23 protein-coding genes are annotated in these 23241 nt (G+C 48.6%); 12 read left to right on the top strand and 11 right to left on the bottom strand.

Features of this window, described 5'->3' with window-relative positions; genetic code table 11:
• Positions 1-11: 11 nt before the first annotated feature.
• Positions 12-1205 carry a phosphate ABC transporter permease subunit PstC gene (gene pstC / locus B5F34_RS07035; protein WP_087336515.1) on the bottom strand — a complete coding sequence of 398 codons (1194 nt, stop codon included), beginning with the start codon at positions 1203-1205 and terminating at the stop codon, positions 12-14.
• A 376-nt stretch (positions 1206-1581) separates the two neighbouring features.
• On the opposite strand from pstC, the gene B5F34_RS07030 reads away from it, so the two are divergent.
• The 3 genes from B5F34_RS07030 to B5F34_RS07020 all read left to right on the top strand — a co-directional run bounded on the left by B5F34_RS07030 (position 1582) and on the right by B5F34_RS07020 (position 5743).
• On the top strand, positions 1582-2400 hold the full coding sequence (locus B5F34_RS07030) for a PstS family phosphate ABC transporter substrate-binding protein (protein WP_087336513.1): 819 nt from the start codon (positions 1582-1584) through the stop codon (positions 2398-2400).
• Between the two features lie 54 nt (positions 2401-2454).
• Complete coding sequence (locus B5F34_RS07025; protein ID WP_087336511.1) at positions 2455-4194, top strand: glutamine--tRNA ligase/YqeY domain fusion protein; 1740 nt, start codon at positions 2455-2457, stop codon at positions 4192-4194.
• A gap of 133 nt (positions 4195-4327) precedes the next feature.
• Entirely contained in the window at positions 4328-5743 is a 1416-nt protein-coding gene (locus tag B5F34_RS07020) for a tetratricopeptide repeat protein (protein ID WP_087336509.1), read from the top strand.
• A 47-nt stretch (positions 5744-5790) separates the two neighbouring features.
• Here the strand turns inward: B5F34_RS07020 and B5F34_RS07015 are convergent, their stop codons facing one another.
• Both B5F34_RS07015 and B5F34_RS07010 read right to left on the bottom strand, forming a co-directional pair.
• Positions 5791-6156: a YbaN family protein gene (locus B5F34_RS07015; protein ID WP_087336643.1), complete on the bottom strand. Its 366-nt coding sequence runs from the start codon at positions 6154-6156 to the stop codon at positions 5791-5793.
• Positions 6156-7490 (bottom strand): MATE family efflux transporter, encoded by a 1335-nt coding sequence (locus B5F34_RS07010; protein WP_087336507.1) that lies wholly within the window; start codon positions 7488-7490, stop codon positions 6156-6158. The genes B5F34_RS07015 and B5F34_RS07010 overlap by 1 nt, the downstream gene beginning before the upstream one ends.
• Before the next feature lie 276 nt (positions 7491-7766).
• On the opposite strand from B5F34_RS07010, the gene menA reads away from it, so the two are divergent.
• Positions 7767-8675 carry a 1,4-dihydroxy-2-naphthoate octaprenyltransferase gene (gene menA / locus B5F34_RS07005; protein WP_087336505.1) on the top strand — a complete coding sequence of 303 codons (909 nt, stop codon included), beginning with the start codon at positions 7767-7769 and terminating at the stop codon, positions 8673-8675.
• Between the two features lie 73 nt (positions 8676-8748).
• On the opposite strand, the gene B5F34_RS07000 is transcribed toward menA, so the two are convergent.
• From B5F34_RS07000 to nusB, 7 genes are all read right to left on the bottom strand, one after another.
• Entirely contained in the window at positions 8749-9318 is a 570-nt protein-coding gene (locus B5F34_RS07000; protein ID WP_087336504.1) for an FKBP-type peptidyl-prolyl cis-trans isomerase, read from the bottom strand.
• Positions 9319-9735: 417 nt separating this feature from the next.
• Complete coding sequence (gene tpx / locus B5F34_RS06995; RefSeq protein ID WP_087336502.1) at positions 9736-10236, bottom strand: thiol peroxidase; 501 nt, start codon at positions 10234-10236, stop codon at positions 9736-9738.
• A 54-nt stretch (positions 10237-10290) separates the two neighbouring features.
• Positions 10291-10725: a DUF5606 domain-containing protein gene (locus B5F34_RS06990; protein WP_087336500.1), complete on the bottom strand. Its 435-nt coding sequence runs from the start codon at positions 10723-10725 to the stop codon at positions 10291-10293.
• A 72-nt stretch (positions 10726-10797) separates the two neighbouring features.
• Positions 10798-11382 carry a dephospho-CoA kinase gene (gene coaE, locus B5F34_RS06985; protein ID WP_087336498.1) on the bottom strand — a complete coding sequence of 195 codons (585 nt, stop codon included), beginning with the start codon at positions 11380-11382 and terminating at the stop codon, positions 10798-10800.
• Positions 11372-12391, bottom strand: a complete 1020-nt coding sequence (locus B5F34_RS06980) for a YbbR-like domain-containing protein (protein ID WP_087336496.1) — start codon at positions 12389-12391, stop codon at positions 11372-11374. The genes coaE and B5F34_RS06980 overlap by 11 nt, the downstream gene beginning before the upstream one ends.
• 14 nt (positions 12392-12405) lie before the next feature.
• Positions 12406-12732 (bottom strand): preprotein translocase subunit YajC, encoded by a 327-nt coding sequence (gene yajC / locus B5F34_RS06975; protein WP_087336494.1) that lies wholly within the window; start codon positions 12730-12732, stop codon positions 12406-12408.
• A gap of 39 nt (positions 12733-12771) precedes the next feature.
• The gene (gene nusB / locus B5F34_RS06970; protein ID WP_087336492.1) at positions 12772-13698 is read right to left on the bottom strand and encodes a transcription antitermination factor NusB; all 927 of its coding nucleotides are present in this window, start codon (positions 13696-13698) and stop codon (positions 12772-12774) included.
• Positions 13699-13873: 175 nt separating this feature from the next.
• On the opposite strand from nusB, the gene B5F34_RS06965 reads away from it, so the two are divergent.
• The 5 genes from B5F34_RS06965 to B5F34_RS06945 all read left to right on the top strand — a co-directional run bounded on the left by B5F34_RS06965 (position 13874) and on the right by B5F34_RS06945 (position 17173).
• On the top strand, positions 13874-14272 hold the full coding sequence (locus tag B5F34_RS06965; protein ID WP_087336490.1) for a DUF3276 family protein: 399 nt from the start codon (positions 13874-13876) through the stop codon (positions 14270-14272).
• A gap of 142 nt (positions 14273-14414) precedes the next feature.
• Positions 14415-15005 (top strand): 50S ribosomal protein L25/general stress protein Ctc, encoded by a 591-nt coding sequence (locus B5F34_RS06960; protein WP_087336488.1) that lies wholly within the window; start codon positions 14415-14417, stop codon positions 15003-15005.
• A gap of 144 nt (positions 15006-15149) precedes the next feature.
• The gene (gene pth / locus B5F34_RS06955; protein WP_087336486.1) at positions 15150-15713 is read left to right on the top strand and encodes an aminoacyl-tRNA hydrolase; all 564 of its coding nucleotides are present in this window, start codon (positions 15150-15152) and stop codon (positions 15711-15713) included.
• Between the two features lie 19 nt (positions 15714-15732).
• On the top strand, positions 15733-16161 hold the full coding sequence (locus B5F34_RS06950) for an RNA-binding S4 domain-containing protein (RefSeq protein WP_087336484.1): 429 nt from the start codon (positions 15733-15735) through the stop codon (positions 16159-16161).
• 25 nt (positions 16162-16186) lie between these two features.
• The gene (locus B5F34_RS06945; RefSeq protein ID WP_087336482.1) at positions 16187-17173 is read left to right on the top strand and encodes a Gfo/Idh/MocA family oxidoreductase; all 987 of its coding nucleotides are present in this window, start codon (positions 16187-16189) and stop codon (positions 17171-17173) included.
• Here the strand turns inward: B5F34_RS06945 and B5F34_RS06940 are convergent.
• A complete protein-coding gene (locus B5F34_RS06940; RefSeq protein ID WP_087336480.1) occupies positions 17170-19437 on the bottom strand; it encodes a cation:proton antiporter in 2268 nt (755 codons plus the stop codon). The genes B5F34_RS06945 and B5F34_RS06940 overlap by 4 nt on opposite strands.
• Positions 19438-19695: 258 nt before the next feature.
• Between B5F34_RS06940 and B5F34_RS06935 the strand changes: the two genes are divergently transcribed.
• The 3 genes from B5F34_RS06935 (at position 19696) to B5F34_RS06925 (ending at position 23181) form a co-directional block, all read left to right on the top strand.
• Positions 19696-20544 (top strand): DUF3737 family protein, encoded by an 849-nt coding sequence (locus B5F34_RS06935; RefSeq protein ID WP_087336641.1) that lies wholly within the window; start codon positions 19696-19698, stop codon positions 20542-20544.
• Between the two features lie 7 nt (positions 20545-20551).
• Positions 20552-21787, top strand: coding sequence for a DUF418 domain-containing protein (locus B5F34_RS06930; RefSeq protein ID WP_087336478.1), 1236 nt, complete (start codon positions 20552-20554; stop codon positions 21785-21787).
• Between the two features lie 194 nt (positions 21788-21981).
• Positions 21982-23181, top strand: a complete 1200-nt coding sequence (locus B5F34_RS06925) for a 6-bladed beta-propeller (protein WP_087336476.1) — start codon at positions 21982-21984, stop codon at positions 23179-23181.
• The last annotated feature ends 60 nt before the right edge of the window (positions 23182-23241 follow it).

Here is a 23241-nt window from a genome sequence, read left to right as displayed (position 1 = left end):
ACGATTAATGATTAGCGTCCCCTACGCTGCTTGGCCGATACGGCTTCGACAGTGAAGTTGATGAGCAGACTGATGAAGAACAGCACTACGCCCAACATGAACAGGGCACCATAATGTGCTCCGCCGGCCGGTGCCTCGCCCAGTTCGGCAGCAATGGTGGCAGGAATGGTGCGCAGGGGTTCCAGAATGCTATGGGGAATGACTGCAGCATTACCTGTCACCATGAGCACTGCCATTGTCTCGCCCACGGCGCGACCGATACCCAACACAACACCCGATGTGATGCCGGAAATAGAATAAGGAATCACTACTTTATAGATGGTCTGCCAATGCGAAGCACCCAATGCCAAACTGGCTTCACGCATGGCGCGAGGACAATTGCGCATGGCATCTTCTGTCACCGTAATGATGGTGGGCAACGCCATGATAGCCAGCACCAAGGCGCCGGCCAGACCACTCTCGCCCACGGGCAGGTCGAAAAACTTCTGCAAGAACGGCACAATGACTATCAAACCGAAGAAACCGTAGACTACGGAAGGAATGCCGCTCAACAACTCGATAACAGGCTTCAGCATATTTCTTACCTTATGGTTGGCAACTTCAGACATATAGATAGCCACAGCCAAACCAAAGGGCAAGGCAAAAAGAATGGCAAAGAAACTAACCCATAACGTACCCGTAATCAGCGGCAGAAAACCGAACTGAGGCGCAGGCGTTGCCGTAGGGAACCACTCGGCACCGGCAAACACGTCTTTCACTGAAATAGTATTGTCCTTCACCAGATGCACCTGGTCGGGATGCACAACAAACTGTTCGGGTATGAAAGCTATGATGCCCGGTGTGCTTTCAATCAGCGAAGTAATGCAGGCACCGGCATTCTCATACGCTGCCCCCAATTGTTCCTCCGTAAAATACGAAGTCACATCCTCCAGACGGAAGAGTTTGATGGGCCTATCCTCTCCCCCCACCTCTTTCCAGTTGGTGATTTCCTCGTCAAAAATATCTTTGATTTCCTGGGGAGAAAGTTCATCTACCACATTTTCTTTGTTCAGAGCCAACACGTAGCCCTCTTCAATAACCTTGCTTCCAAACAGTCCTAATGCCTCCGAGAAGAGGAACAGCACGATGAGTACAATGGTCAGACTCGTCACAAAGCCGCTGCACGTCAATATCCCGGCAACAATCTTTTCCAATACATTCTTCATATCTTTTTCTTGTAAAAAGGTTGATTTTTCCGGATGCAAAGAAAGAGTTTACATATTAAGGGAATGTGTCTGAGACTTGAAAGATGTGTTACATACTTGTTACATTCGTGTTACATTCCACCCATAATGCGGTTTTGTAAAGAAGATGTAATATCTAATCACTTACTTTGCACACGCAACCGAATATCCGTAGTGGGTCAACGGGCGTATGGACGGAGACCGTAAGGTATCTTCCCCGACTTATTCCCAGAGTTTGGAGCTAATGAATCCTAAGTTTGGAAATCAGAGATTCACCCCTGACAGAGTTACCTTGAATCCGAATTTCGCCTATGCCTGCATCGGACGTTCATTAACCCTACTTAAACCAATGAGACAAATGAGAACTACCCTTTTCCTCGTGCTCGGATTCCTGCTTGCGGGAACCCAGGTGAAGATGAATGCGCAACGCATCAAAGGCAGTGATACAGTGCTGCCCATCGCACAACAAACAGCCGAACAATTCATGGAAATCAATCCCAATGCCCGCGTTACTGTCACCGGAGGCGGAAGCGGCGTAGGCATCTCCGCCCTATTGGACAAGACAACTGACATTGCCATGGCCTCGCGTTCTATCAAGTTCAGCGAAAAGATGAAAGCCAAAACAGCCGGAGAAGATTTGGTAGAGGCAATCATCGCCTACGACGCATTGGCCGTTGTAGTGCATCCTTCTAATCCTGTCAGACAGCTGACCCGCGAACAGTTGGAAGGCATCTTCCGCGGAAAAATCACGAACTGGAAAGAAGTGGGCGGCGAAGACCGTAAAATCGTAGTCTACTCTCGTGAGACTTCTTCGGGCACTTATGAATTCTTCAAGGAAAGCGTGCTGAAGAATAAGAACTACATGAGTAGCAGCCTCTCCATGCCAGCCACCGGCGCTATCATACAATCGGTGAGCCAAACCAAAGGAGCCATTGGCTACGTAGGTCTGGCTTATGTGTCGCACCGCATCAAAACACTGGCCATATCCTACGACGGTGAACACTTTGCTACCCCTACGCTGGAGAACGCCATCAACAAAACCTACCCTATCGTACGCCCATTATACTATTATTATAATGCCGACGATACCGAGAAGGTAACTCCACTCATGAAGTTCATTCTCTCGACAGAAGGACAGGAAATCATTAAAAAAAGCGGATATATCCCGGTGAAATAAGAAAATCCGGAAAATAATCGTATTTTTGTGCCAGAATACGAAAGAATCAGCATTATGGCAGAAATGAAAACTGAAGAAACAAGCGAAAAGAAGAGCTTGAACTTCATCGAACAAATAGTAGAGAACGACCTGAAGGAAGGGAAAAACGGCGGACGGGTGCAAACTCGATTTCCGCCTGAACCCAATGGTTACCTGCACATTGGACACGCCAAGGCCATCTGTCTGGACTTTGGCATAGCAGCCGCCCACGGTGGAGTATGCAACCTGCGCTTCGACGATACTAACCCGACCAAAGAAGATGTTGAATACGTAGAGGCTATTAAAGAAGACATCCGCTGGTTAGGCTACCAATGGGGACATGAATACTACGCTTCTGATTATTTTCAGCAGTTGTGGGATTTTGCCGTACGCCTCATCAAGGAAGGAAAAGCTTATATTGATGAACAGACTTCGGAGCAGATTGCCGCCCAGAAAGGTACTCCCACTCAACCTGGCGTAGAAAGCCCCTACCGAAACCGCCCCATCGAAGAGAATCTGGAACTTTTCCAAAAGATGAACAGTGGCGAAATAGAGGAAGGCGCTATGGTGCTCCGTGCCAAGATAGACATGGCTAATCCCAACATGCACTTCCGCGACCCTATCATCTATCGCGTTGTAAAACATCCACACCACCGCACCGGCACCAAGTGGAAAGCCTACCCGATGTATGACTTCGCCCATGGGCAAAGCGACTTTTTCGAAGGTGTAACCCACTCGCTGTGTACCTTGGAGTTTGTGGTACACCGCCCCTTATATGACCTTTTCGTGGACTGGTTGAAAGAAGGCAAGGACTTGGATGATAACCGTCCTCGCCAGTATGAGTTCAACAAACTGAATCTAAGCTACACGCTGATGAGTAAACGCAACCTATTGACGCTGGTCAAAGAAGGTCTTGTTAGCGGTTGGGATGATCCCCGTATGCCGACCCTCTGTGGTTTCCGACGCCGCGGCTACTCACCCGAGTCCATTCACAAGTTTATTGACAAGATAGGCTACACAACCTACGATGCTCTCAATGAGTTTGCTCTGCTGGAAAGTGCCGTGCGTGAAGACCTCAACGAGCGTGCAACCCGTGTTTCGGCTGTACTTAACCCCGTGAAACTCATCATCACCAACTATCCCGAGAACCAAGTGGAAGAACTGGAAGCCATCAACAATCCCGAACGCCCTGAAGAAGGTACCCACCTCATTGAGTTCAGCCGTGAACTTTGGATGGAGCGCGACGACTTCATGGAAGTGGCCCCCAAGAAATACTTCCGCATGACACCGGGGCAGGAAGTACGCCTAAAAAATGCCTATATCGTAAAATGTACTGGATGCAAGAAAAATGAGGCTGGCGAAATAGAAGAAGTCTATTGCGAATACGACCCGAATACACGAAGCGGCATGCCCGAAGCCAACCGCAAAGTAAAAGGAACGCTGCATTGGGTAAGTTGCGCACATTGCCTGAAAGCCGAAGTACGTCTCTATGACCGGTTGTGGAAGGTAGAAAACCCGCGCGATGCACTGGCCTCCATCCGCGAAGAGAAAAACTGCGATGCATTGACAGCCATGAAGGAAATCATCAACCCTGACTCCCTGCAAATCTTACCCTGCTGCTATGTAGAGAAGTTCGTGCAGGACATGAAACCGTTGACTTACCTACAGTTCCAACGCATCGGCTATTTCAATGTAGACAAAGACTCCACTCCCCAAAAGATGGTATTCAACCGCACCGTAGGATTGAAAGATACATGGGGAAAAATAAACAAATAAATAAGTAAACCAAGTCTGCAAAACGCCCTTGGCATAGGTGTGAGGAAGTTAAAAGAGAACACTTTAAATCTCTCAGACTTCCTCTCAATATGCTCTAAACAGCCTTTTTCGGACTTTAAGAAATCATACCACTATGAATAAAAAGAATTTTTTGTCTGGACGTGAGAAAGAATTACAGGACATGGCAAACTCTTATGAGCATGCCCGAAGCGAACAACGCAGTATTTACTTGGATGCAGAAGACCTGGCTGATTTGGCTGACTGGTACAACGTCCGACAAAAAAGAGATATGGCCTTTGAAATAGCGGACTATGGACTTAAACTTCATCCGGCTAATACTTCCTTGATGATAGAAAAAGCTTATCTATATTTAGATGACAGTAACACAACCATCGCCCAACAGATAGCCAATCAGATAGACCCGTCACTTACTGTAACCAAGATTCTGCAATCACAGATTTACATTCAGGATAAAAAACTACAGAAAGGTCTCCAAGTGCTTGATTCCATCAAGGACAAAAAGAATATAGATACCATGATAAACGTGGCCTATATGTTTATTAGTGTAAACAAGCCAGACAAAGCATTGGAATGGCTCTCTCCAGGTATTGGACGCTATGAAGACGATGAACCTTTTCTCAGTGTGTTAGCTGATGCATACTATGGAAAAGGACTGATGAAGGAAGCAGAAGATACCTACAACAAACTGATAGATCAAGACCCCTACTCGGCCATTTACTGGTTTGGGCTGGCACGCTGTTATTTTGACCAGCAAAAGTATGACAAGGCTATCGAAGCCTGCGACTATGCCATTATTTCTGACGAAGAGTTTGCGGATGCCTATCTGATGAAAGGGAATGCCTATTTCTTTCTTCAAAACGACGAGAAGGCGATGGAAAATTTTGAAGAAACAGCACGTTTAGGAGGCATATCCCAAAGTTTTGTAAACACATTTATCGGATTGACTAAAACTGCCCAAGAAAAATGGGAGGAAGCCTACCAATATTTACAACGTGCCATTGATGAGTACGAGAATGACGCTCTCGTGACTCTCTCCTCACTTTATGCCAACGCAGCTTTCTGCCTCCGACACATTGGCCAGAAGCGTAAATCCACGCAATATTGGAAGAAAGCTCATGAATATGATCCGGAAAGCTCAGAAGTGTATCTCTTAGAAGGCAAAATGTATTTGGAGGAAAGCCAATATGACAAAGCTTATGACTGCTGGAGATACGCCATCCATTACACCCCCAAGGCCAGTACTTGGTATGAAATTGGCATCATATGCATGGAATATGGCATCATTAAACAGGCCAAAGAAGCATTGGAGATGACCAAAAGAATGGATCCGGAATTCATCGGCATCAACGAGAAACTGGCTACAGTTTACCTGTTGTTAAAAGACAAGGAAAACTTTCAGAAGTACAACGAACTCTGCCAGTATCCCATTACTATGGAAGAATTGCAGAATATACAGGATTCTGTACAAAAAGAGAACAAAGAGAATCTGATATTGGCAATGAAAAACATACTGGACGCATTAAAATAAACAATTCTACCATTCGACAACAAACGTAGAACGTCCGTATAGTCAGGTTATTTTTTCCGGGCTGTCTTGAACGAAAGCAGATAAAACGTCACGCCGATAGAGACAAGCAGCATCCCTCCTTTCCATATCCAATGATCGAGCAGGAAAAAGAAACCATGCAAAGAAGTTATCCATAACAAGGAGAGAGCCATTACCTTTGCCCGCAAGGGAATGGCTCTCTCCTCACGAAAACTACGGATGTATCCTCCCAGATAACGATGATGAAGCAGCCAGTGATAAGCACGGGGTGAACTGCGGAAAAACAATGCGGCCGACAACAACAGAAAAGGAGTGGTAGGCAACAAAGGTACAAATATACCAACGATGCCACACGCCAAAGAAACTGAACCAAGAATCAGAAAGACATACTTCATCATCGCGCAACAGATGCTCTCCTGTGTAAATACCAGAAACATATCAGCAAAGATACCGAAGTGGCCAACGGAGGGGCAAATCCCATCCAGAAAAGCGATGTCGGGTCGATGTGGCTGAACAGCCACGACAAAGGAATGCGAAACAGGAAAGTGGCTATCAGACTATGTATCATCGGGAACCACGAATTACCCTGCCCGCTGAAATAAGAATTGATGCAGAACACGAAGCTGACTATTATGCAGTCGATGCTATACCCGTGCAAATACTCTGCGCCCATGGCGATAACGGCCTTTTCATTCGTAAAGATGGCAGTCAGTGTTTCGGGAAAGAACTGAGAATAGACACAGACACTTACTCCGAACACCAGAGCCATACCGATGCCTGCACGCAGACAGCGGTTCATACGCTCAGTCAGTCCTGCTCCATAATTCTGCGCTGTCATGGCTGCCACAGCCGATGATATGGCCATCGGAGGCAACATGGCAAAGACAATTATCTTCTCTACCACCCCCAAGGCAGCCGAGGCTACTACCCCCATCTGATTGACAATGACCGTGATAATCAGAAAAGATACATTGACCAACGCATCTTGCAAGGCTATAGGCGCACCCAACGTCAACACACGCAGCGAAATGTATCTGCTGAGACGAATATCACGGCGGGAAAACTCAAAGTTGAACCCTCTGCGATGCAAGAACCAAAGAGCCGACAAAAAACTAATGCCCTGCGAAGCCACCGTTGCAATGGCTGCTCCCATGGCACGCAGATGGAAACCGCCCACCAATACAAAGTCGAGCACTATGTTGATGACACAAGCCAAAGCTACAAAATAGAGAGGTGTGCGCGAATCGCCCAACCCGCGCAAGATACCACAAACCACGTTGTAACCTATAATAAAAGGGATACCCAACGAACATATCAACAGATAATGTTCGGTATCAGCCATGGCCTCTACGGGGGTGTGCATCATCACAGCTATGGGATTGTGACAGACCGTCATCACCAGCGTCAGGCCTGCCCCAACAATGCCGAAAAGCCAGACCGACGATCCGATGATGGAAGCCAACTCCCGGTGATTGCGCGCACCGGTCGCTATACCAATGAGCACGGTGATGCCTGTGGTCAGTCCCAAGATGATGCCCGTCACTGTCTGCATCACCTGGCTGCCGATGGCTACACCCGCCACGCTGGCAGCATCGTCAAACTGCCCTACCACAAAAAGATCGGCACCTCCATAGAGGGCCTGAAGCACATTGGCCAACAAATAAGGTACGGCAAACTGAAGCAATACGTAAGGCACCTTGCCCTGAGTCAAGTCAAGTTCTTTCTGCATACAACAAAACTCTTATTCTACTTTAACACAATAAAGCCGAACAAGCTGATTGGCTTTACCCAGTCATCTTATCCGGCATATACTGTTTTCTGCCTCCGATGAGGATTGCAAAACACGGCTTCTCTGATTTGTGGTGCAAAGATGGGACAAAGCATCGGAATATTCAAATTTCAGACTACCTATTTACGAAGAAACAGCCATTTTTCCTTGCTGCGAAGCACAACCATAGCACTATTTTTCTTACATTTGTATTAAGAAATTCCTAAAACAATCCTTATGAGAGACATCCGACAAAATTCAGTTTATGCGTGGCTGCTGGCCGCAAGGCCCAAGACACTGACAGCAGCCCTAATTCCCGTCATGCTGGGCAGCGGACTGGCCTTTTCCGACGGAAAATTCCAAACGATAGATGCCCTGCTGTGCCTGGGATTTGCCTGCTTGATGCAAATAGCCGCCAACTTCATCAACGACCTGCTGGACTACCAGAAAGGCACCGACCGCGAAGACCGCTTGGGCCCGAAGCGGGCATGTGCCGAAGGTTGGATTACCCTCCGCGCCATGCGCCTGGGCATCGGAGTGACCCTGCTGATGGCTTGCCTGTGCGGCTTAGGAGTGCTCTACCGCTCGTGGGGCGAGTTGCCGCAAGGAGGTTGGGAACTGGTGGCGGTAGGAGTGACGTGCATACTCTTTGCCTTTCTCTACACCACCTACCTCAGCTATCACGGATGGGGCGATGTGCTGGTGCTGGTGTTCTTCGGTTTCGTGCCTGTGGCCGGAACGTACTATGTGCAGACGGGCACCTTGGGAGCAGATGTGTGGATACTGTCCTTAGTTTCGGGACTGGTTATTAATACGCTACTGACCATCAACAACTACCGCGATGTGGAGCAAGACCGGAAGAGCGGCAAGCAAACCCTCATCGTACGTCTGGGGGCCAGCTTCGGAAGGCAATTCTACTTGGCCTTGGGCATTGCCGCCGTGCTGTTATGCGGCTGGTTCGTATGGAGCGGACGGCTTACCTGGCTGGAGTTCATCTGGGCACCGTGCATCTACCTCTATCTCCACCTGATGACATGGCGCCACATCTGCATCATACGCAGCGGTGAACGCCTGAACACGGTATTGGGTGAGACGTCGAGAAACATGCTCTTCCTGGGCATACTGCTCAGCGTGGCTCTCTCTTAAATGCAAAAAGAAGAATGGCAGGCAACGGTTCTGATGCCCTTTCCCGCCATTCTTCCTCCTTTTCATCGGTATATCAATTACCACAACCGTCACAGCAATCGTGGTCGCCGCAGCCACCGCCACAACTTCCACAACCTCCGCCGCAGCCGCCGGACAACATACGGGCCATTTCAGCCACCTCCTCATTGGTAGCAGGACGATTGGTTACCACTTTTCCCACAAAATTCAGGTCACAACCAGCCAGAGGATGGTTCATATCCATCACCACTACATTGTCTTTTACTTCCACTACTGTTCCGTTGATACGCTGTCCTTCGGAAGTCATCAGAGGGATGACGGCATCGGGCACTATACGTTCGGAATCAAACTTCCCATCGATGAGGAAGATTTCTTTCGGCAGTTCCAACACATGCTCTTCATCATACTCTCCATAAGCATCAGCACAAGGAATAGTAAAATCAAATTCCTCGCCTTCCTGCAAATCCTTCACTGCATTTTCAAAGGCATCCAGTGTCAATCCCAAACCCGAAATAAACTGGAACGGATGCTCCATAGTGGCTTCTTCGCCAAACTCTCTTTCACCGTCTTCCGTCATATACATCTTATAGGCCACGGTAATGTACTTGTTTTCTGCTGTTTCCATGAATGTTTCTTATTAATGAAAGTACTACGAAATGATTTTAACTTATACGTCACTGTCCACTCCAGTGGCAGGGTGGACAAAGATACAATAAAAAATGAAATCCGGCTTCCTTTTCTCAAGAGAAAATGATGCATGCATTCTGCCGTCTTCTACCGCTCTCAGCCATCTGAAGAACATGCGCATATAGATGAAGCGTCTTCCCAAGCTACCGGCACCCTGCTGCTTATACCTTAGAAATCTGCTTTTCAAAAGTTATTTTCAGCTAATTATCCCGTTTCATGAAGCATTCTAATCCATTGGTCTATTATTCTCCCAAAGGGAGCTGAAAATTCCGGTCGGCATGTGCAAAAAAAATAAAGGGATGCAACATGACATTCCGTACACGTTTCATCCCTTTCGGTATACTACAAGAATCTATTATTTCACGGCCTCCAATGCCTTTTCATAGTCCGGTTCCTGAGTAATTTCAGGCACCAGTTCGGTATAAACCACCTTGCCATCTTTGCCGATAACTACCACGGCACGTGCCAACAAGCCCTTCAGCGGTCCGTCAGCCATACAAACGCCGTAATTTGAGTCGAAATCCGAAACACGGAAATCGGACAACGGAATGACATTCTGAATCCCCTCAGTAGTGCAGAAACGGGCGTGAGCAAAAGGCAAATCCTTGGAAATAGCCAATATTACCGTGTCGGGCAGGGAAGCTGCCAACTGATTGAACTTACGCACCGAAGTGGCACACACGCCTGTATCCAGACTGGGAAAAATGTTCAATATCACATTCTTTCCTTTTACGTCTTTCAGCGAAAAAGAGGACAAGTCGGTTCTTACCAACTCAAAATCAGGAGCCACAGCCCCCTTTACTATAAAACTGCCGGCCAGATTTACCGGTTGACCATTGAATTTTGTTGTAGCCATATTATATTCTCATTTAAATTACACTTATAAGAACAAGGCTACCCTTCAAAATGTTCATGCTTCTTCAGCAGTCTCTTCCTTTTCCTCTGCGGGGGTCTCTTCTTCAAAATCCGTCAGACCGTTTGATACCAGCAGATTATACCACGATATCAGCTTTTTAATATCTGACACATGCACACGCTCGCGGTCGAAATTAGGCAATACTTCACCCAGATATTCATAGAATCCGTCGGCTGAAGTCTTTTTCAAATCCAACGACACCAGTGCTCCTCCTTCTTTCTTCTTCATGGCAGCAAACACTTCAGTCAGGGGGACATCGTCTTCTTCCGTATACATGGAGATGTCTCCCAATGAAATGATTTTCTCGTTGCCATAAGCAGGGAAACGTTTTTTATCGGCCAATGATTCTACAATCAGCATATTCTTGCCACGGGAAATCAGTCTATACAATCCGGGCTTACCGGAAATGGACAAAATAGTCTTTAACATAATGTCTTCAATTTTATATTGATTATTGATAGTTACTTTTTCGAGCGGCAAAGGTAAACAAAAAATTTAAATTCACCTCACCAAGCGGTCCAGCAAGTCAACAACCTGCGGTATTAAAGGGGTTTCTCCATCGTTCAGGATGATAAAATCGGCCTGCTTCCGCTTCAGCTCATCGCCCATCTGGCTCCTGACACGCTTCTCGACCAATTCCCTCGATGAATTATCACGAGACATGGCCCGCCTGATGCGCAATTCTTCGGGAGCGTAGACCATCACCACCACATCCACCTCGCAACGGAACCCTGCCTCCAGCAGAATAGCCGACTCCATCGCCAAGACAGACCTCCCTGCACGGGCTTCTGCCCACCGGCGGAAATCGTCGCGTACACGGGGATGCACGATGCTGTTCACCTGCCCGGCATGGATTGTGTTACCAAACAAATAGGCTGCCAGCAGAGGCTTGTTGAGTGTTCCGCATTGATACACCTCCTCACCTACGAGGGCGGTCAGCTGCCTGCGAATAACAGCATCGGTCTGCATCAACGCCTTACATTCCGTATCGGTATCGTACACTGGCACTCCTGCCAGTCTCAACAGACGCGACACTACACTCTTGCCGCTGCCTATACCGCCTGTTATTCCTATCTTAATAGCCATAATCAGGAGTTACTTGCTCTATAATGAAATCGACCTGCTCAGGAGTAAACCGGACGTTGCTTACACCTTCGGGGATGCTTCGCAACCTGACCGTGTATTTGCTGGAACCCAACTTAAGCAGTTCTTCGTAGGAAACATTGATGTGGAAATCGTCGGCCGTAATGTCGCGAAAACGGCTTACTCCCACCTGAAACGTAACCTTTATCTTCGATGGAAACGCCCTCAATGCCTTGTCGGGCGGGAAGTTTACTCCACGTAAAGGGACATCCACGGTCTTTTCTGTATAAATGTCTACCGGCAATGTCATTTGGATAGTAGAGGGTATGAACTTCACACCTTTCCGTCTGTCGAGCGACAATTGCTTTACCAGTGTATCCGATACTTCCTGAAGGTTTACATACTCGGTATAAGCAGTGTGGATGGTATCCAGAATACTTTGCGGAGCATACATCAGCACAGAATCCGGCTCAAAAATAGTATCGGGGAAGTAATATTCGCGTCCGGCCCGTACCTCGCCTTGCAAAGATACCGGTACCTTTTTGGATACACCCGTCGAATAGATATATTCCAGCGTATCGGGCTTGACAGACAGTAGTTGTGTGGAATTCTTTAACTGGCTGGTAATGCTTTTCGAAAAGCGGGAAGACAATATCTCTATCACATTGTCTTTACTGTTTTTATAGTCAGAGAAATCTACAGTGACAGGATAAAAGCTTCTGCCCAGCATGTAGTTGAGCAACACAGTTCCTTTGTCTTTTACCCGCACCTGAAGTTTGGATACCGGTTCAGAAGTAATAACTACGTTATCGGGCACGTTACGCAACCTGACCGGTACCGAGAACTCCGTTTCATAATCGGCATTCAAAGTCTGTAACAGCCAGAATCCTCCTGCCACAAAGAAGAAAAACAAAAAAATGAAGAACTCCCTGCTCTTGTCGCTCAGCAGGAAGTCCTTCATCTGTTTGCTCATTCTCGCATAGGCCTGCTTTATGTTCTCTACATCGAACATAGCCTCAATTCCCTTTATTTAGCAGCCTGCGTGCTGTTGGCATCGGCAGCTGCAGCAAAGATGGAATTCTTGTCTATACGGATTTTTACGTTGGAAGCAATCTCAAGAATTACGTCCGAGTCGTTAATTTCCTTGATGACACCATGAATACCGCCGGCTGTAATAACCTTTTGGTTTACTTGGAGCGATTTGCGGAAGTTGGCTATTTCCTTCTGCTTCTTGTTCTGCGGGCGAATCATGAAGAAATACATGATGACTAACATGGCTATCAGCATAATCCAAATCAAGCTGCCGCCACCCGCAGCAGGAGTCTGTAGTAAAAATACAGTCATAAAGTTCATAAGATATCAGGTTTTTAATTGGTTTATGGGGCAAAAATATCAGTTTTTTGTCAACTTCCCGTCTTTTTTTAATTGATTAACAATTCCGTCCAGCGTACCGTTGACAAAACTACCACTCTTGGGCGTGCTGTATATCTTGGCTATTTCCACATACTCATTCAAAGACACGCTGATGGGTATATTGGGAAAACTCAGAATCTCGGCCAAAGCGCACTGCATCACGATTACATCCATGAAAGCAACGCGGTCCAACTCCCAGTTACGCGTATTCTCACTAATGAGGTGACGGTAATAATCGCTATTCAGGATGGTACGACGGAACAGGCGACGCGCAAATTCCTGGTCTTCCTCGTCCTTGAACTCGGGCAACAAGGGCTGGTTAGCTCCATTTTTCTCATCAAACCGCTTGATTGTCTTCAGGACAAAAGTATCAACAATTTCCTTGTCGTCATTCCAATACAGACTTTGATCTTCCAACAAAGCATCCAAGTCATCGTTATTGAATACAAAAGTCTTATAGAGCTTGCGCCACAGTTCACGGTCTCCTTCATACGAATCATCCTCCGATTCCATATATTCCTTATATATGTCAGAAGCAATAATCCGCTCATACATCCCTTTCACAAAATCTTCATCATTGGCCCACGAACGTTTTTGGTTGGTGCTGAATTCCGTCAGCTGCCTGTTGACTTCCAACTGGGCAACAAACTTATTTTCCACAAACTTCATATTAGGGTTCAATTCCTCCACGGTAGGAGCAAGTTTCGACTTGGCCGCATCAATACGTTTTTGCGCATAATTCGTCACTGCAATAATCAGCATCAGCAAATAATTATAAAGATCATAAGCTTTGGACAAGCTGAAGAACAACTCTTTTTCGGCTGCATCCAAGTTTTTACTGCCGTTCTGATAATACGCATATACAATCTGTATAATCTTAATACGGATAAGAACTCTGTTGATCATAAACTCTAAAAAAGTATTTACTGGTTTCTAACGAGCTGCAAAAGTAGATATTTTTAGTGAGTTGGCATAAATAAATCCTTTTTTTTTGAGCAAGAAAGCGATTATCCCGCCTTTTTCTTTTGAAAGTTAAAAAAAAATCATCAATTTTGACCCCGTATTTTAAATCAAATGAAAAATGGAAGATTTTAAAAAGAAAAACGGCGCCGATACGAGCGACAAAGATATCGTGTATTCTCAATCCGTAAAAGCTGGCAAACGTATTTATTACCTGGACGTAAAGAAGAACCGGAAAGACGAGATGTTTCTCGCCATTACTGAAAGCAAAAAAATCGTAACGGGAGAGGGTGACAGCCAACAGGTAAACTTCGAGAAACATAAAATATTCCTCTACCAAGAAGACTTCGACAAATTTCTGAATAGCCTCAACGAAAGTATCCGCTTCATTCGGCAAACTCAAGAGAATGACAGCAGCACGCCGAACGATAAGCAAGACACCCCCGAAAACGAAACAAAACAAAAGGAGGAAGGAACCCCGCTACTGGACCAGACTATTAATATTGATATTGATTTTTAAGCCGGAAGGCTTGGCTATATCAAAAAAAAAGCATACTTTTGCACCCGCTTTTTGCAACATCAGGCAGCTTGGCTGCAGCGTGTGATGGTGAATTAAGCAAAACAAACTACTTAATTTAGAGTAACACAAAATCTTATTAACAATGAAATCTATTGAAGTAAAAGGAACTGCAAGAACCATTGCAGAACGTTCTTCGGAACAAGCAAAAGCTTTGAAGACTATCCGCAAGAACAACGGAGTACCCTGCGTAATGTATGGAGGTAAGGAAATCGTTCACTTCACAGTAACCAACGATGAACTGCGTAACTTGGTTTACACACCTCACATCTACGTAGTAGACCTCATTATTGACGGCAAGAAATACAATGCCATCATGAAGGATATCCAATTCCACCCGGTAAAGGACAACATCCTGCATGTAGACTTCTATGAAATAGACGAAGCAAAACCCATTGTCATGGAAGTGCCCATCCAGCTCGAAGGTCTGGCAGAAGGTGTGAAAGCCGGTGGTAAGCTGGCACTGCAGATGCGCAAATTAAAAGTGAAAGCTCTCTACAATGAGATTCCCGAAAGACTCACTATCAATGTGTCTCACTTGGGCTTGGGCAAGACTATAAAAGTAGGCGAACTGCACTACGAAGGTCTGGAACTGCTGAATGCCAAGGAAGCTGTGGTATGTGCTGTGAAACTGACACGTGCTGCCAGAGGTGCTGCCGCTGCTGCCAACAACTAAACCACTTGCTGTCGGCAAGAATAAGAATCATACAACTGGAACGCGGATTAACGCAGGAAGGACGCAGATTCCTACACGAATCAGCGGACGAAACGACGTTAATCCGCGTTTCTGCATTTGAATATAACCAACACGCTACTGACTATGAAATATTTAATAGCAGGATTGGGCAACATAGGCCCGGAATATCACGAGACGCGGCATAACATCGGCTTCATGACCGTAGACGCCTTGGCAGAGAAAGCCGGCATCAGGTTCGACGACGGACGTTATGGCTTCACCGCCCGCTTCTCGCTGAAAGGACGCCAGGTAGTGCTGCTCAAACCTTCCACTTACATGAACCTGAGCGGAAACGCCGTGCGCTACTGGATGCAGAAAGAAAACATTCCACTGGAAAACCTCCTGGTGGTAGTAGATGACCTGGCACTGCCCTTTGGCACTCTGCGCCTGAAAGGCAAAGGAAGCGATGCCGGACATAATGGGCTGAAACACATCGCCGCTACCTTGGGTACACAGGCATACGCCCGCCTGCGCTTCGGTATCGGTAATGACTTCCCGCGCGGGGGACAGATAGACTACGTGCTGGGGCACTTCTCCGATGAAGAATACAAACTGATACCCGAAAGGCTGGAAACGGCAGGTGAAATCATCCGGAGTTTCTGCCTGGCAGGTTTGGACATCACAATGAACCAATTCAACCGTAAATAACCATCCGACAAGACAACCCATGAGCGAAGCAAGAATAGACAAATGGATGTGGGCTGCCCGCATCTTCAAAACCCGAAGCATAGCTGCCGAAGCATGCAAGAAGGGACGCGTCAGCATCAATGGCGCACAAGCCAAGGCGGCCCGTACAGTCAAGCCGGGTGATGTGGTACAGGTACGTAAACCGCCCATCACCTACTCATTCCGTGTGCTGCAACCCATCGAAAAGCGTGTAGGTGCCAAACTACTGCCGGAAGTGATGGAGAACGTCACCACGCCCGACCAGTACGAACTGCTGGAGATGAGCCGTGTCAGCGGATTCGTCAATCGTGCCAAAGGAACGGGACGTCCCACCAAGAAAGACCGCAGGGAACTGGAGGAATTTACTACACCGGAATTCACCGACGACTTCGACTTTGATTTCGACTTCGACGAGGAAGAAGACAAGTAGACAATTTTATAATGGATAACGAGTCATGGAGGAAAAAATCATCCAATGGGGCTTCATCGGCTGTGGTGAAGTAACCAAATATAAAAGCGGACCGGCCTTCCAGAAGATAGAAAACTCTGAGGTGGTGGCCGTGATGAGCCGCAACGGCGAAAAAGCGAAAAAGTATGCACAAGAACGGGGCATCCCACGCTGGTATGACGATGCACAGGAATTAATTGACGACCCAGAAGTAAATGCGGTCTACATCGCCACGCCCCCTTCGTCACATGCCACCTATGCCATCATGTCTATGAAAGCAGGTAAGCCTGTCTACATTGAGAAGCCAATGGCAGTCACCTACGAAGAATGTTGCCGCATCAACCGCATCTCCCACGAAACAGGTGTCCCCTGCTTTGTCGCCTACTACCGCCGTTACCTGCCTTATTTCCAAAAAGTAAAAGCACTGATCAAAGAAGGAACCATCGGAAACGTCATTAACATCCAGATACGCTTTGCACAACCGCCCCGCAACTTGGACTACAACCGCGAGAACTTGCCCTGGCGCGTACAGCCCGACATTGCCGGTGGGGGATATTTCTACGACCTGGCTCCCCACCAGCTGGACCTGCTGCAAGAGATATTCGGCTGCATCCTCGAAGCCAGCGGCTACAAAAGCAACCGTGGAGGACTTTATCCTGCCGAAGACACGTTGAGCGCCTGCTTCCAGTTTGAGAACGGACTGGTAGGAAGCGGCTCGTGGTGCTTCGTAGCTCACGATTCCGCCCGCGAAGACCGCATCGAAGTTATCGGCGACAAAGGCATGATATGCTTTTCCGTCTTCACCTACGACCCCATAGCCTTACATACCGAAAAAGGACGGGAAGAAATACGTGTAGACAATCCCACCTATGTACAGCAACCACTTATCCAAGCTGTAGTAGACCATCTGCTCGGCAAATCAGTCTGTACCTGCAACGGTGAAAGTGCTACGCTGACCAACTGGGTGATGGACAAGATTCTGGGGAAAATCTAAAGCCCTTCATTCAAGGAATCCTGTCCTGCCAGGCGATATACATCCGTGCTTTCACCCACAATCCAAACAACATCTCCCTCTAAGAAAGGCTCATTGGGATCGGGAGCACGAAGTACGTTCTCTTCGCGCTCCACTCCCACTACCAGACAACGGTATTTGTCGCGGATGCCCGATTCGCGGATGGACAGGTGTAAGAATGGCGAAGAATCATCAATACGGAACTGGCGGAGAATCATCTCACTTTTTTCCACGACATCGGCATCCAGTGCACAAGCCCGGTTCATAGCCTCGCCAAAGGCGTTCAGTTCGGCATCTGTAGCAATCACCTGCATCTTGTCTCCAGGATACAGGCGGACAGAGGCACCCGGAATGTTGATACGTTTCTTTCCCCGCAGGATAGACACGACATGCACACCAAACCGCTTGCCGAAATTCAATTCCGCCAAAGTCCTGCCCGCCCAGTCGGCTTCGCCGGGAAGGTCATAATCGGCCAGATGCAGGTCTTTGGACAACAAACGGCCGGCATACTGTGGTTTCTTCTCTCCCAGGTATTCGGCCCGAATATCCCGCGAGCGCAGATTCTGGAAGAAACGCCGCTCGATGAGGATAGACTTTTTTTTCAACTGGCGTGATACCACCATCAGCACAACCAGCAATACGGCTATGCCCAGCACCAGACCTACGGATACCTCAAACAGCCCGGATATGACAAACATCAGGAAACCTACTGCCAACAGCACACGCAACACAATGGTAGCCACCAGTGGCGCACGGTTGCCCCGGTCTTCATTCCATAATGTAACGAACTCTGCCGAATGGTTCTTCTTAATCATGATAGCCCGCAAGAACGGAGACAGACAGACGATAGTCACCACCGCTGCCAGCAAGGAGCCCCAGACACCCGGCAAACTTTCACGACACAAAGGCACCAGGAAGCGGAAAGACAAAGCTACGATAGCCACACAAACAATGGAATAAACCAGAGTAATACGCAGCAAAGCCACTATCAACTTTTTCCATACACTTTCGTGGTTCACGGTATGCGAACCGGAGGCATAACGCGCCAGGAAGTTTTTCCAACGCTCCGGCAGATGAGCATCCACATAGGTGGAAGCCGGTTCGGCCAGACGAATCATATAGGGGGTAAGGAAAGTGGTAATGACCGATACAGCCACTACAATGGGATAAAGGAAATGACCCGTAACGTGCAGCGACACACCCAGCGAAGCAATGATAAAAGCGAACTCACCTATCTGTGTCAGACTGAAACCGCACTGCATGGCTGTCTTCAAAGGCTGGCCGGCCAACAGTACGCCCAATGTGCCGAACAGAGCCTGACCGACTATCACCGCCAGTGTGATGACTAAAATGGGCACAGCATATTCCACTATCATTGACGGGTCCACCATCATGCCCACCGACACAAAGAATATAGCCCCGAACAAATCCTTTACCGGGGTCACCAGTTTCTCGATATGTTCCGCTTCCACCGTTTCCGCCAGAATAGACCCCATGATAAAGGCCCCGAAAGCGGCCGAAAATCCTGTACGGGCAGCCAACACCACCATGCCGAAACACAAGGCCAAAGCCACGATGAGCAGCGTCTCGTCGCTCATCAGCTTGCGGCACTTTTTCAGCAAAAGCGGAATGGCATAAATCCCCACCACAAACCACAGAATAAGAAAGAACAACAGTTTGGCAACGCTCTCCAGCATCTCTGTGCCCTCAACGTTGTGGCGGACAGCCACCGTAGACAGCATTACCATCAGGACAATGGCCAGAATATCTTCCAATATCAGGATGCTGAGCACCAAGCCTGTGAACTGCTTCTTGCGCATCCCCAAGTCGTCGAATGCTTTATAGATAATGGTAGTAGACGACATGGCAATCATCCCTCCCAGAAACAGGCAGTCTATCTTGCTCCATCCGAAAGCCGATCCGACCCCTACGCCGAGCATAATCATACAGAATATTATAGTGCAAGCCGCTATCACCGCCGGGCCGCCCACCTTGACTATCTTCTTGAAACTAAACTCCAATCCCAAGGCAAAAAGCAGGAAGACCACGCCAATGTCGGCCCATACCTGAACACTGGCCTGCTCCATCACTGAAACTGTAAAAGGCGTATGGGGACCTGCCAGAAAACCTGCCACCACATAACCCAATACCAGCGGCTGCTTCAGCTTCTTAAACAAAAGTGTCATAATGCCCGCACAAATCAGAATAAGGGCAAGGTCGGACATCAAAGGATCTAAATCTGACATAATGTTTGCATTTAATTCATTCCAACGACAAAGATACAGAAAAAGCAGATTCCTTGGTACACTCTCCCTGCATATAAAGACAAATATGAGCATTTTTTCAACAAGAAAAGATACAGGCGGCTTAGCGTTCAACACCAGACATGCGTATCAGTAATCCTGGGAACATAATCAGTAATCCGTCTACAAGGGGATTCATGAAAACTGCTTATCTTTGCAACGCAATTAAACAAGGAACCCCTATTTATAATAAATATGTATATGAAACAGATAAAAGACCAACAATTCGGAGGCGAGCGCCCCTTGTTTGCCTCACACAACCTACACTTGGACAATGTGACCATACTGGCCGGCGAATCGGCTATCAAGGAATGCAGCAACATCGTGGCCACCAACTGCCGCTTTGAAGGCAACTACCCGTTCTGGCACGTACACGGATTTACCATCGACCACTGCTACTTTGCTGTAGGCGGACGCTCGGCGCTGTGGTATTCGGACCACCTGGTGATGAAAGACACGGTGATTGATGCTCCCAAGATGTTCCGCGAAATGAACGACATCGAAATAGAAAACGTGCAGATGAACGATGCCGACGAAGTGTTCTGGCGCTGCGAACGCATTCATGTGAAAAACCTGAAACTGCACGACGGCACCTATCCTTTCATGTTCAGCAACCATATCTACATCGACGGACTGGAGAGCGACAGCAAATACGTGTTCCAATACGTGAAAGACGTGGAAATCCACAATGCCAAGATTACTACGAAAGATGCTTTCTGGGAAGTGGAGAACGTCACCATCTACGACTCTGAACTGAATGGCGAATACTTAGGCTGGCACTCCAAGAACCTGCGCCTGGTCAACTGCCACATCTCCGGTGAACAGCCTCTGTGCTATGCACACGACTTGGTGCTGGAAAACTGTACCTTCGACCCCGCCTGCGACCGTGCTTTCGAATACTCTACCCTGCAGGCTGACATCCGCGGTGCCATCACCAACATCAAGAATCCCACATCGGGACACATCGTGGCCGACAGCATCGGCTCTGTCACACTGGACGAGAACATCCTCGCTCCTGCCAACTGCCTCATCGAAGAAAGAAAGCAATAAAACGAAGATGAACCATAACCACATACATTCCTCCCCCGTAAGGCCCTCCGAGCGATATATCATCCTCGATGCCCTGCGGGGGTTCGCTTTGCTGGGCATTGCCTTAGCCAACTTTCCCGAATTCTCGCTCTACACATTCCTGAATCCCGAAGCGGCTGCTGCCCTACCCTCGGCAGAGACGGACAAGGTAGTGCGCTGGCTGCTTTACTACTTGGTAGACGGCAAGTTCTACACCCTCTTCTCCTTGCTGTTCGGCATCGGCTTCTCCATCATCATTGCCAACGCTGCCCGGAAAGGTGCCAACGGCTTCCTTATCTTCTACCGGCGCATGGGGGTGCTGACGCTGATAGGCTTCCTGCATCTGATGTTTATATGGAGCGGCGATATTCTGATGCTCTACGCCCTGATGGGAATGCTGCTCCCGCTGTTCCGCCATGCCTCGGACAAGGCAGTGCTTTCTTGGGCACTGGCCCTGCTCCTGACACCCGTATGTATTGACCTGGTCTGTGAAACGGGAGGCATCTACCTCGCGCAACCCGTAGTTGAGGCGCAGCAGGCCGTCTGTGCCCGCTATGGCATCACCGACGACAACTTTGCCTACTGGCTGCGCGACGCTCACGACTATACGGGCGTGTTCCAGTTCCTGCTGCAGGGTGCCTTGGTTCGGGTGCAGGAGTTTGTGGACGGGCACCGCTACTTCAAGGTGCTGGGACTGTTCCTCATCGGATTCTACATAGGCCGTAAGAAACTGTATGCCGAACTGGAGCAGCGCCGCACATGGCTTGTCCGCGTGTGCCGCCGCTGCCTGCTCGCGGGCCTGCCCCTGTCCGTGGCTTACGCCTGGAGCTGTATGAGCGGACATCCACTGGGGCTGACCGTCCACAGCCTGCTCTATCTGGTCAGTGTCTATCCCATGGGCTTTGCCTACGCGGCGGGGTTCTGCCTGCTATACCTGCGGTGGAAACACCTGCGGCTGTGGCAACTGCCGGCGGCTCCCGGGCGCATGGCGCTGACGTGCTACATCAGCCAGTCGGTCATCGGCATGTTTCTTTTCTACGGCATCGGCCTGGGCCGGGGTGCCGATACGGGACTGACCGCCACGGAGGGCATCGTGCTGGGCGTGTACCTCTTCCAGGTGGTTTTCTGCCTGGTGTGGCTTCGCTTCTTCCGCTTCGGCCCGTTGGAGTGGATATGGCGCATGCTGACCTACGGCCAATGGTTCAGCCTGCTGAAGAAGGCTTGAACTGCCGGTCGACGCTACCCGCCGGAAACACAAAAGGCGGTAAAAATCCCTAAAAAAGCTGCCCCCCCGTTTTTTCCTTGCGCGGCTCAGAAGAAATTCGTAGTTTTGCGGCAATCAGAACCGGCGTCCTTAGAAATCATTTCCCGACGCCGGTTCCGGTCATTACCATGTTCAACCCATAAAATGACAGCCCGATGAAAACATTCCACGTTTTACTGACCCTTGCCTTGGGAGGCCTGTTCCTCGCCTCCTGCGGAAACAAACCACGCACCGAAACGCACAGCGGCACGGAAACCGGCCTGCCGGTCATCGACCTGCAGAAGGATTATCCGGAGCAGGAAGTGTTTCTCCAGGACATAGCCGATGTGACGTACATTCCCCTGGAGACTACGGACGAATCGGTGCTGGGAGTAATCAGCAAGATAATATGCCGGAACGACACGCTGATTATCCTGGATCTCCAGCAAAAGAAGGTGTTCTTTTTCAACACCGAAGGGAAATATCTAAGCTCGTTCGGGCATGTGGGAGGCGGGAAAACGGAGTATGCCTTCCCGTACAATCTCTGTGTGGACCCGGATCGCAGGGAGATTCTCGTGTACGACACTCCCATGAAATTCAGGATTGTGGTCTATGACTTTGCCGGGAACTTCATCCGGGAACTGAAGCTGAGCGAGGAAATATCAGCGGACGGCATATATAATTACGACAAGGATTATCTGCTGGCCTATGATGTGCACAAACTGCAAATCCCCGGCTCAGGCACGCCCAGCCCCTACCCCTACTGCTTCATATCCAAAACTACCGGCGAGGTGACCCGCCTGCCCCTGAAAGTGGAAAAACGGAAAAACAACAGTTACTATTATGACCAAGGAAACGGGACTACCATGTTGAGCACCATCCAAATGTCGCCCCTGATTATGAAAGGAAGCGATGCCGTGATTACCGATTTTGCATTGGACACCATCTACCGGTATGCCAACCACGTCCTGGAACCGATAGCCATCCGGCAGGGCGGCGAAGACGACATGGGGATGCTGTCGTCCACGCTCCTTATCAGCGACCGCTATTGCTTTCTGAACGTAACCCATGTGCAGGTCAACCCGGAATCGCACCAGATGGAATCGTCCGAAAACAAGGTGCTGATGTGCGACCGGGAAACGGGCAAGGTGGTGACCGTACAGCTTGCCAACAAGGACATCCCGCAAATGAAGAATTACACGGGGTTTGACATGGCAAACATGTCCGCACCGGACAACTGCTTCATCACGCTCTATCTTCCGGATGTTTTGTACAGTTTTGACGAACAGCATCTGCTGTCCGGCGAATTGAAAGCACTGATGTCCCGCCTTGACCCGGAGAACAACCCCGTGCTGATGCTGGTGAAATTCAAGTAGGAATACCACCCCGGCGGAACCGGCTTCCCGATGCTCTGTACGCCAACGCTATTTGGAGTC

It is taken from the genome of Mediterranea sp. An20 (assembly GCF_002160055.1).
Lineage (GTDB): Bacteria > Bacteroidota > Bacteroidia > Bacteroidales > Bacteroidaceae > Bacteroides > Bacteroides avicola.
The sequence above is the reverse complement of the archived record's forward strand: the minus strand, read 5'-3'. Positions and strand labels throughout refer to the sequence as shown.

What these genes read in the sequence shown, in the direction of transcription:
- pstC (WP_087336515.1), bottom strand. Translation starts at nt 1,205, where the DNA reads ATGAAGAATGTATTGGAAAAGATTGTTGCCGGGATATTGACGTGCAGC.
- B5F34_RS07030 (WP_087336513.1), top strand. Translation starts at nt 1,582, where the DNA reads ATGAGAACTACCCTTTTCCTCGTGCTCGGATTCCTGCTTGCGGGAACC.
- B5F34_RS07025 (WP_087336511.1), top strand. Translation starts at nt 2,455, where the DNA reads ATGGCAGAAATGAAAACTGAAGAAACAAGCGAAAAGAAGAGCTTGAAC.
- B5F34_RS07020 (WP_087336509.1), top strand. Translation starts at nt 4,328, where the DNA reads ATGAATAAAAAGAATTTTTTGTCTGGACGTGAGAAAGAATTACAGGAC.
- B5F34_RS07015 (WP_087336643.1), bottom strand. Translation starts at nt 6,156, where the DNA reads ATGAAGTATGTCTTTCTGATTCTTGGTTCAGTTTCTTTGGCGTGTGGC.
- B5F34_RS07010 (WP_087336507.1), bottom strand. Translation starts at nt 7,490, where the DNA reads ATGCAGAAAGAACTTGACTTGACTCAGGGCAAGGTGCCTTACGTATTG.
- menA (WP_087336505.1), top strand. Translation starts at nt 7,767, where the DNA reads ATGAGAGACATCCGACAAAATTCAGTTTATGCGTGGCTGCTGGCCGCA.
- B5F34_RS07000 (WP_087336504.1), bottom strand. Translation starts at nt 9,318, where the DNA reads ATGGAAACAGCAGAAAACAAGTACATTACCGTGGCCTATAAGATGTAT.
- tpx (WP_087336502.1), bottom strand. Translation starts at nt 10,236, where the DNA reads ATGGCTACAACAAAATTCAATGGTCAACCGGTAAATCTGGCCGGCAGT.
- B5F34_RS06990 (WP_087336500.1), bottom strand. Translation starts at nt 10,725, where the DNA reads ATGTTAAAGACTATTTTGTCCATTTCCGGTAAGCCCGGATTGTATAGA.
- coaE (WP_087336498.1), bottom strand. Translation starts at nt 11,382, where the DNA reads ATGGCTATTAAGATAGGAATAACAGGCGGTATAGGCAGCGGCAAGAGT.
- B5F34_RS06980 (WP_087336496.1), bottom strand. Translation starts at nt 12,391, where the DNA reads ATGTTCGATGTAGAGAACATAAAGCAGGCCTATGCGAGAATGAGCAAA.
- yajC (WP_087336494.1), bottom strand. Translation starts at nt 12,732, where the DNA reads ATGAACTTTATGACTGTATTTTTACTACAGACTCCTGCTGCGGGTGGC.
- nusB (WP_087336492.1), bottom strand. Translation starts at nt 13,698, where the DNA reads ATGATCAACAGAGTTCTTATCCGTATTAAGATTATACAGATTGTATAT.
- B5F34_RS06965 (WP_087336490.1), top strand. Translation starts at nt 13,874, where the DNA reads ATGGAAGATTTTAAAAAGAAAAACGGCGCCGATACGAGCGACAAAGAT.
- B5F34_RS06960 (WP_087336488.1), top strand. Translation starts at nt 14,415, where the DNA reads ATGAAATCTATTGAAGTAAAAGGAACTGCAAGAACCATTGCAGAACGT.
- pth (WP_087336486.1), top strand. Translation starts at nt 15,150, where the DNA reads ATGAAATATTTAATAGCAGGATTGGGCAACATAGGCCCGGAATATCAC.
- B5F34_RS06950 (WP_087336484.1), top strand. Translation starts at nt 15,733, where the DNA reads ATGAGCGAAGCAAGAATAGACAAATGGATGTGGGCTGCCCGCATCTTC.
- B5F34_RS06945 (WP_087336482.1), top strand. Translation starts at nt 16,187, where the DNA reads ATGGAGGAAAAAATCATCCAATGGGGCTTCATCGGCTGTGGTGAAGTA.
- B5F34_RS06940 (WP_087336480.1), bottom strand. Translation starts at nt 19,437, where the DNA reads ATGTCAGATTTAGATCCTTTGATGTCCGACCTTGCCCTTATTCTGATT.
- B5F34_RS06935 (WP_087336641.1), top strand. Translation starts at nt 19,696, where the DNA reads ATGAAACAGATAAAAGACCAACAATTCGGAGGCGAGCGCCCCTTGTTT.
- B5F34_RS06930 (WP_087336478.1), top strand. Translation starts at nt 20,552, where the DNA reads ATGAACCATAACCACATACATTCCTCCCCCGTAAGGCCCTCCGAGCGA.
- B5F34_RS06925 (WP_087336476.1), top strand. Translation starts at nt 21,982, where the DNA reads ATGAAAACATTCCACGTTTTACTGACCCTTGCCTTGGGAGGCCTGTTC.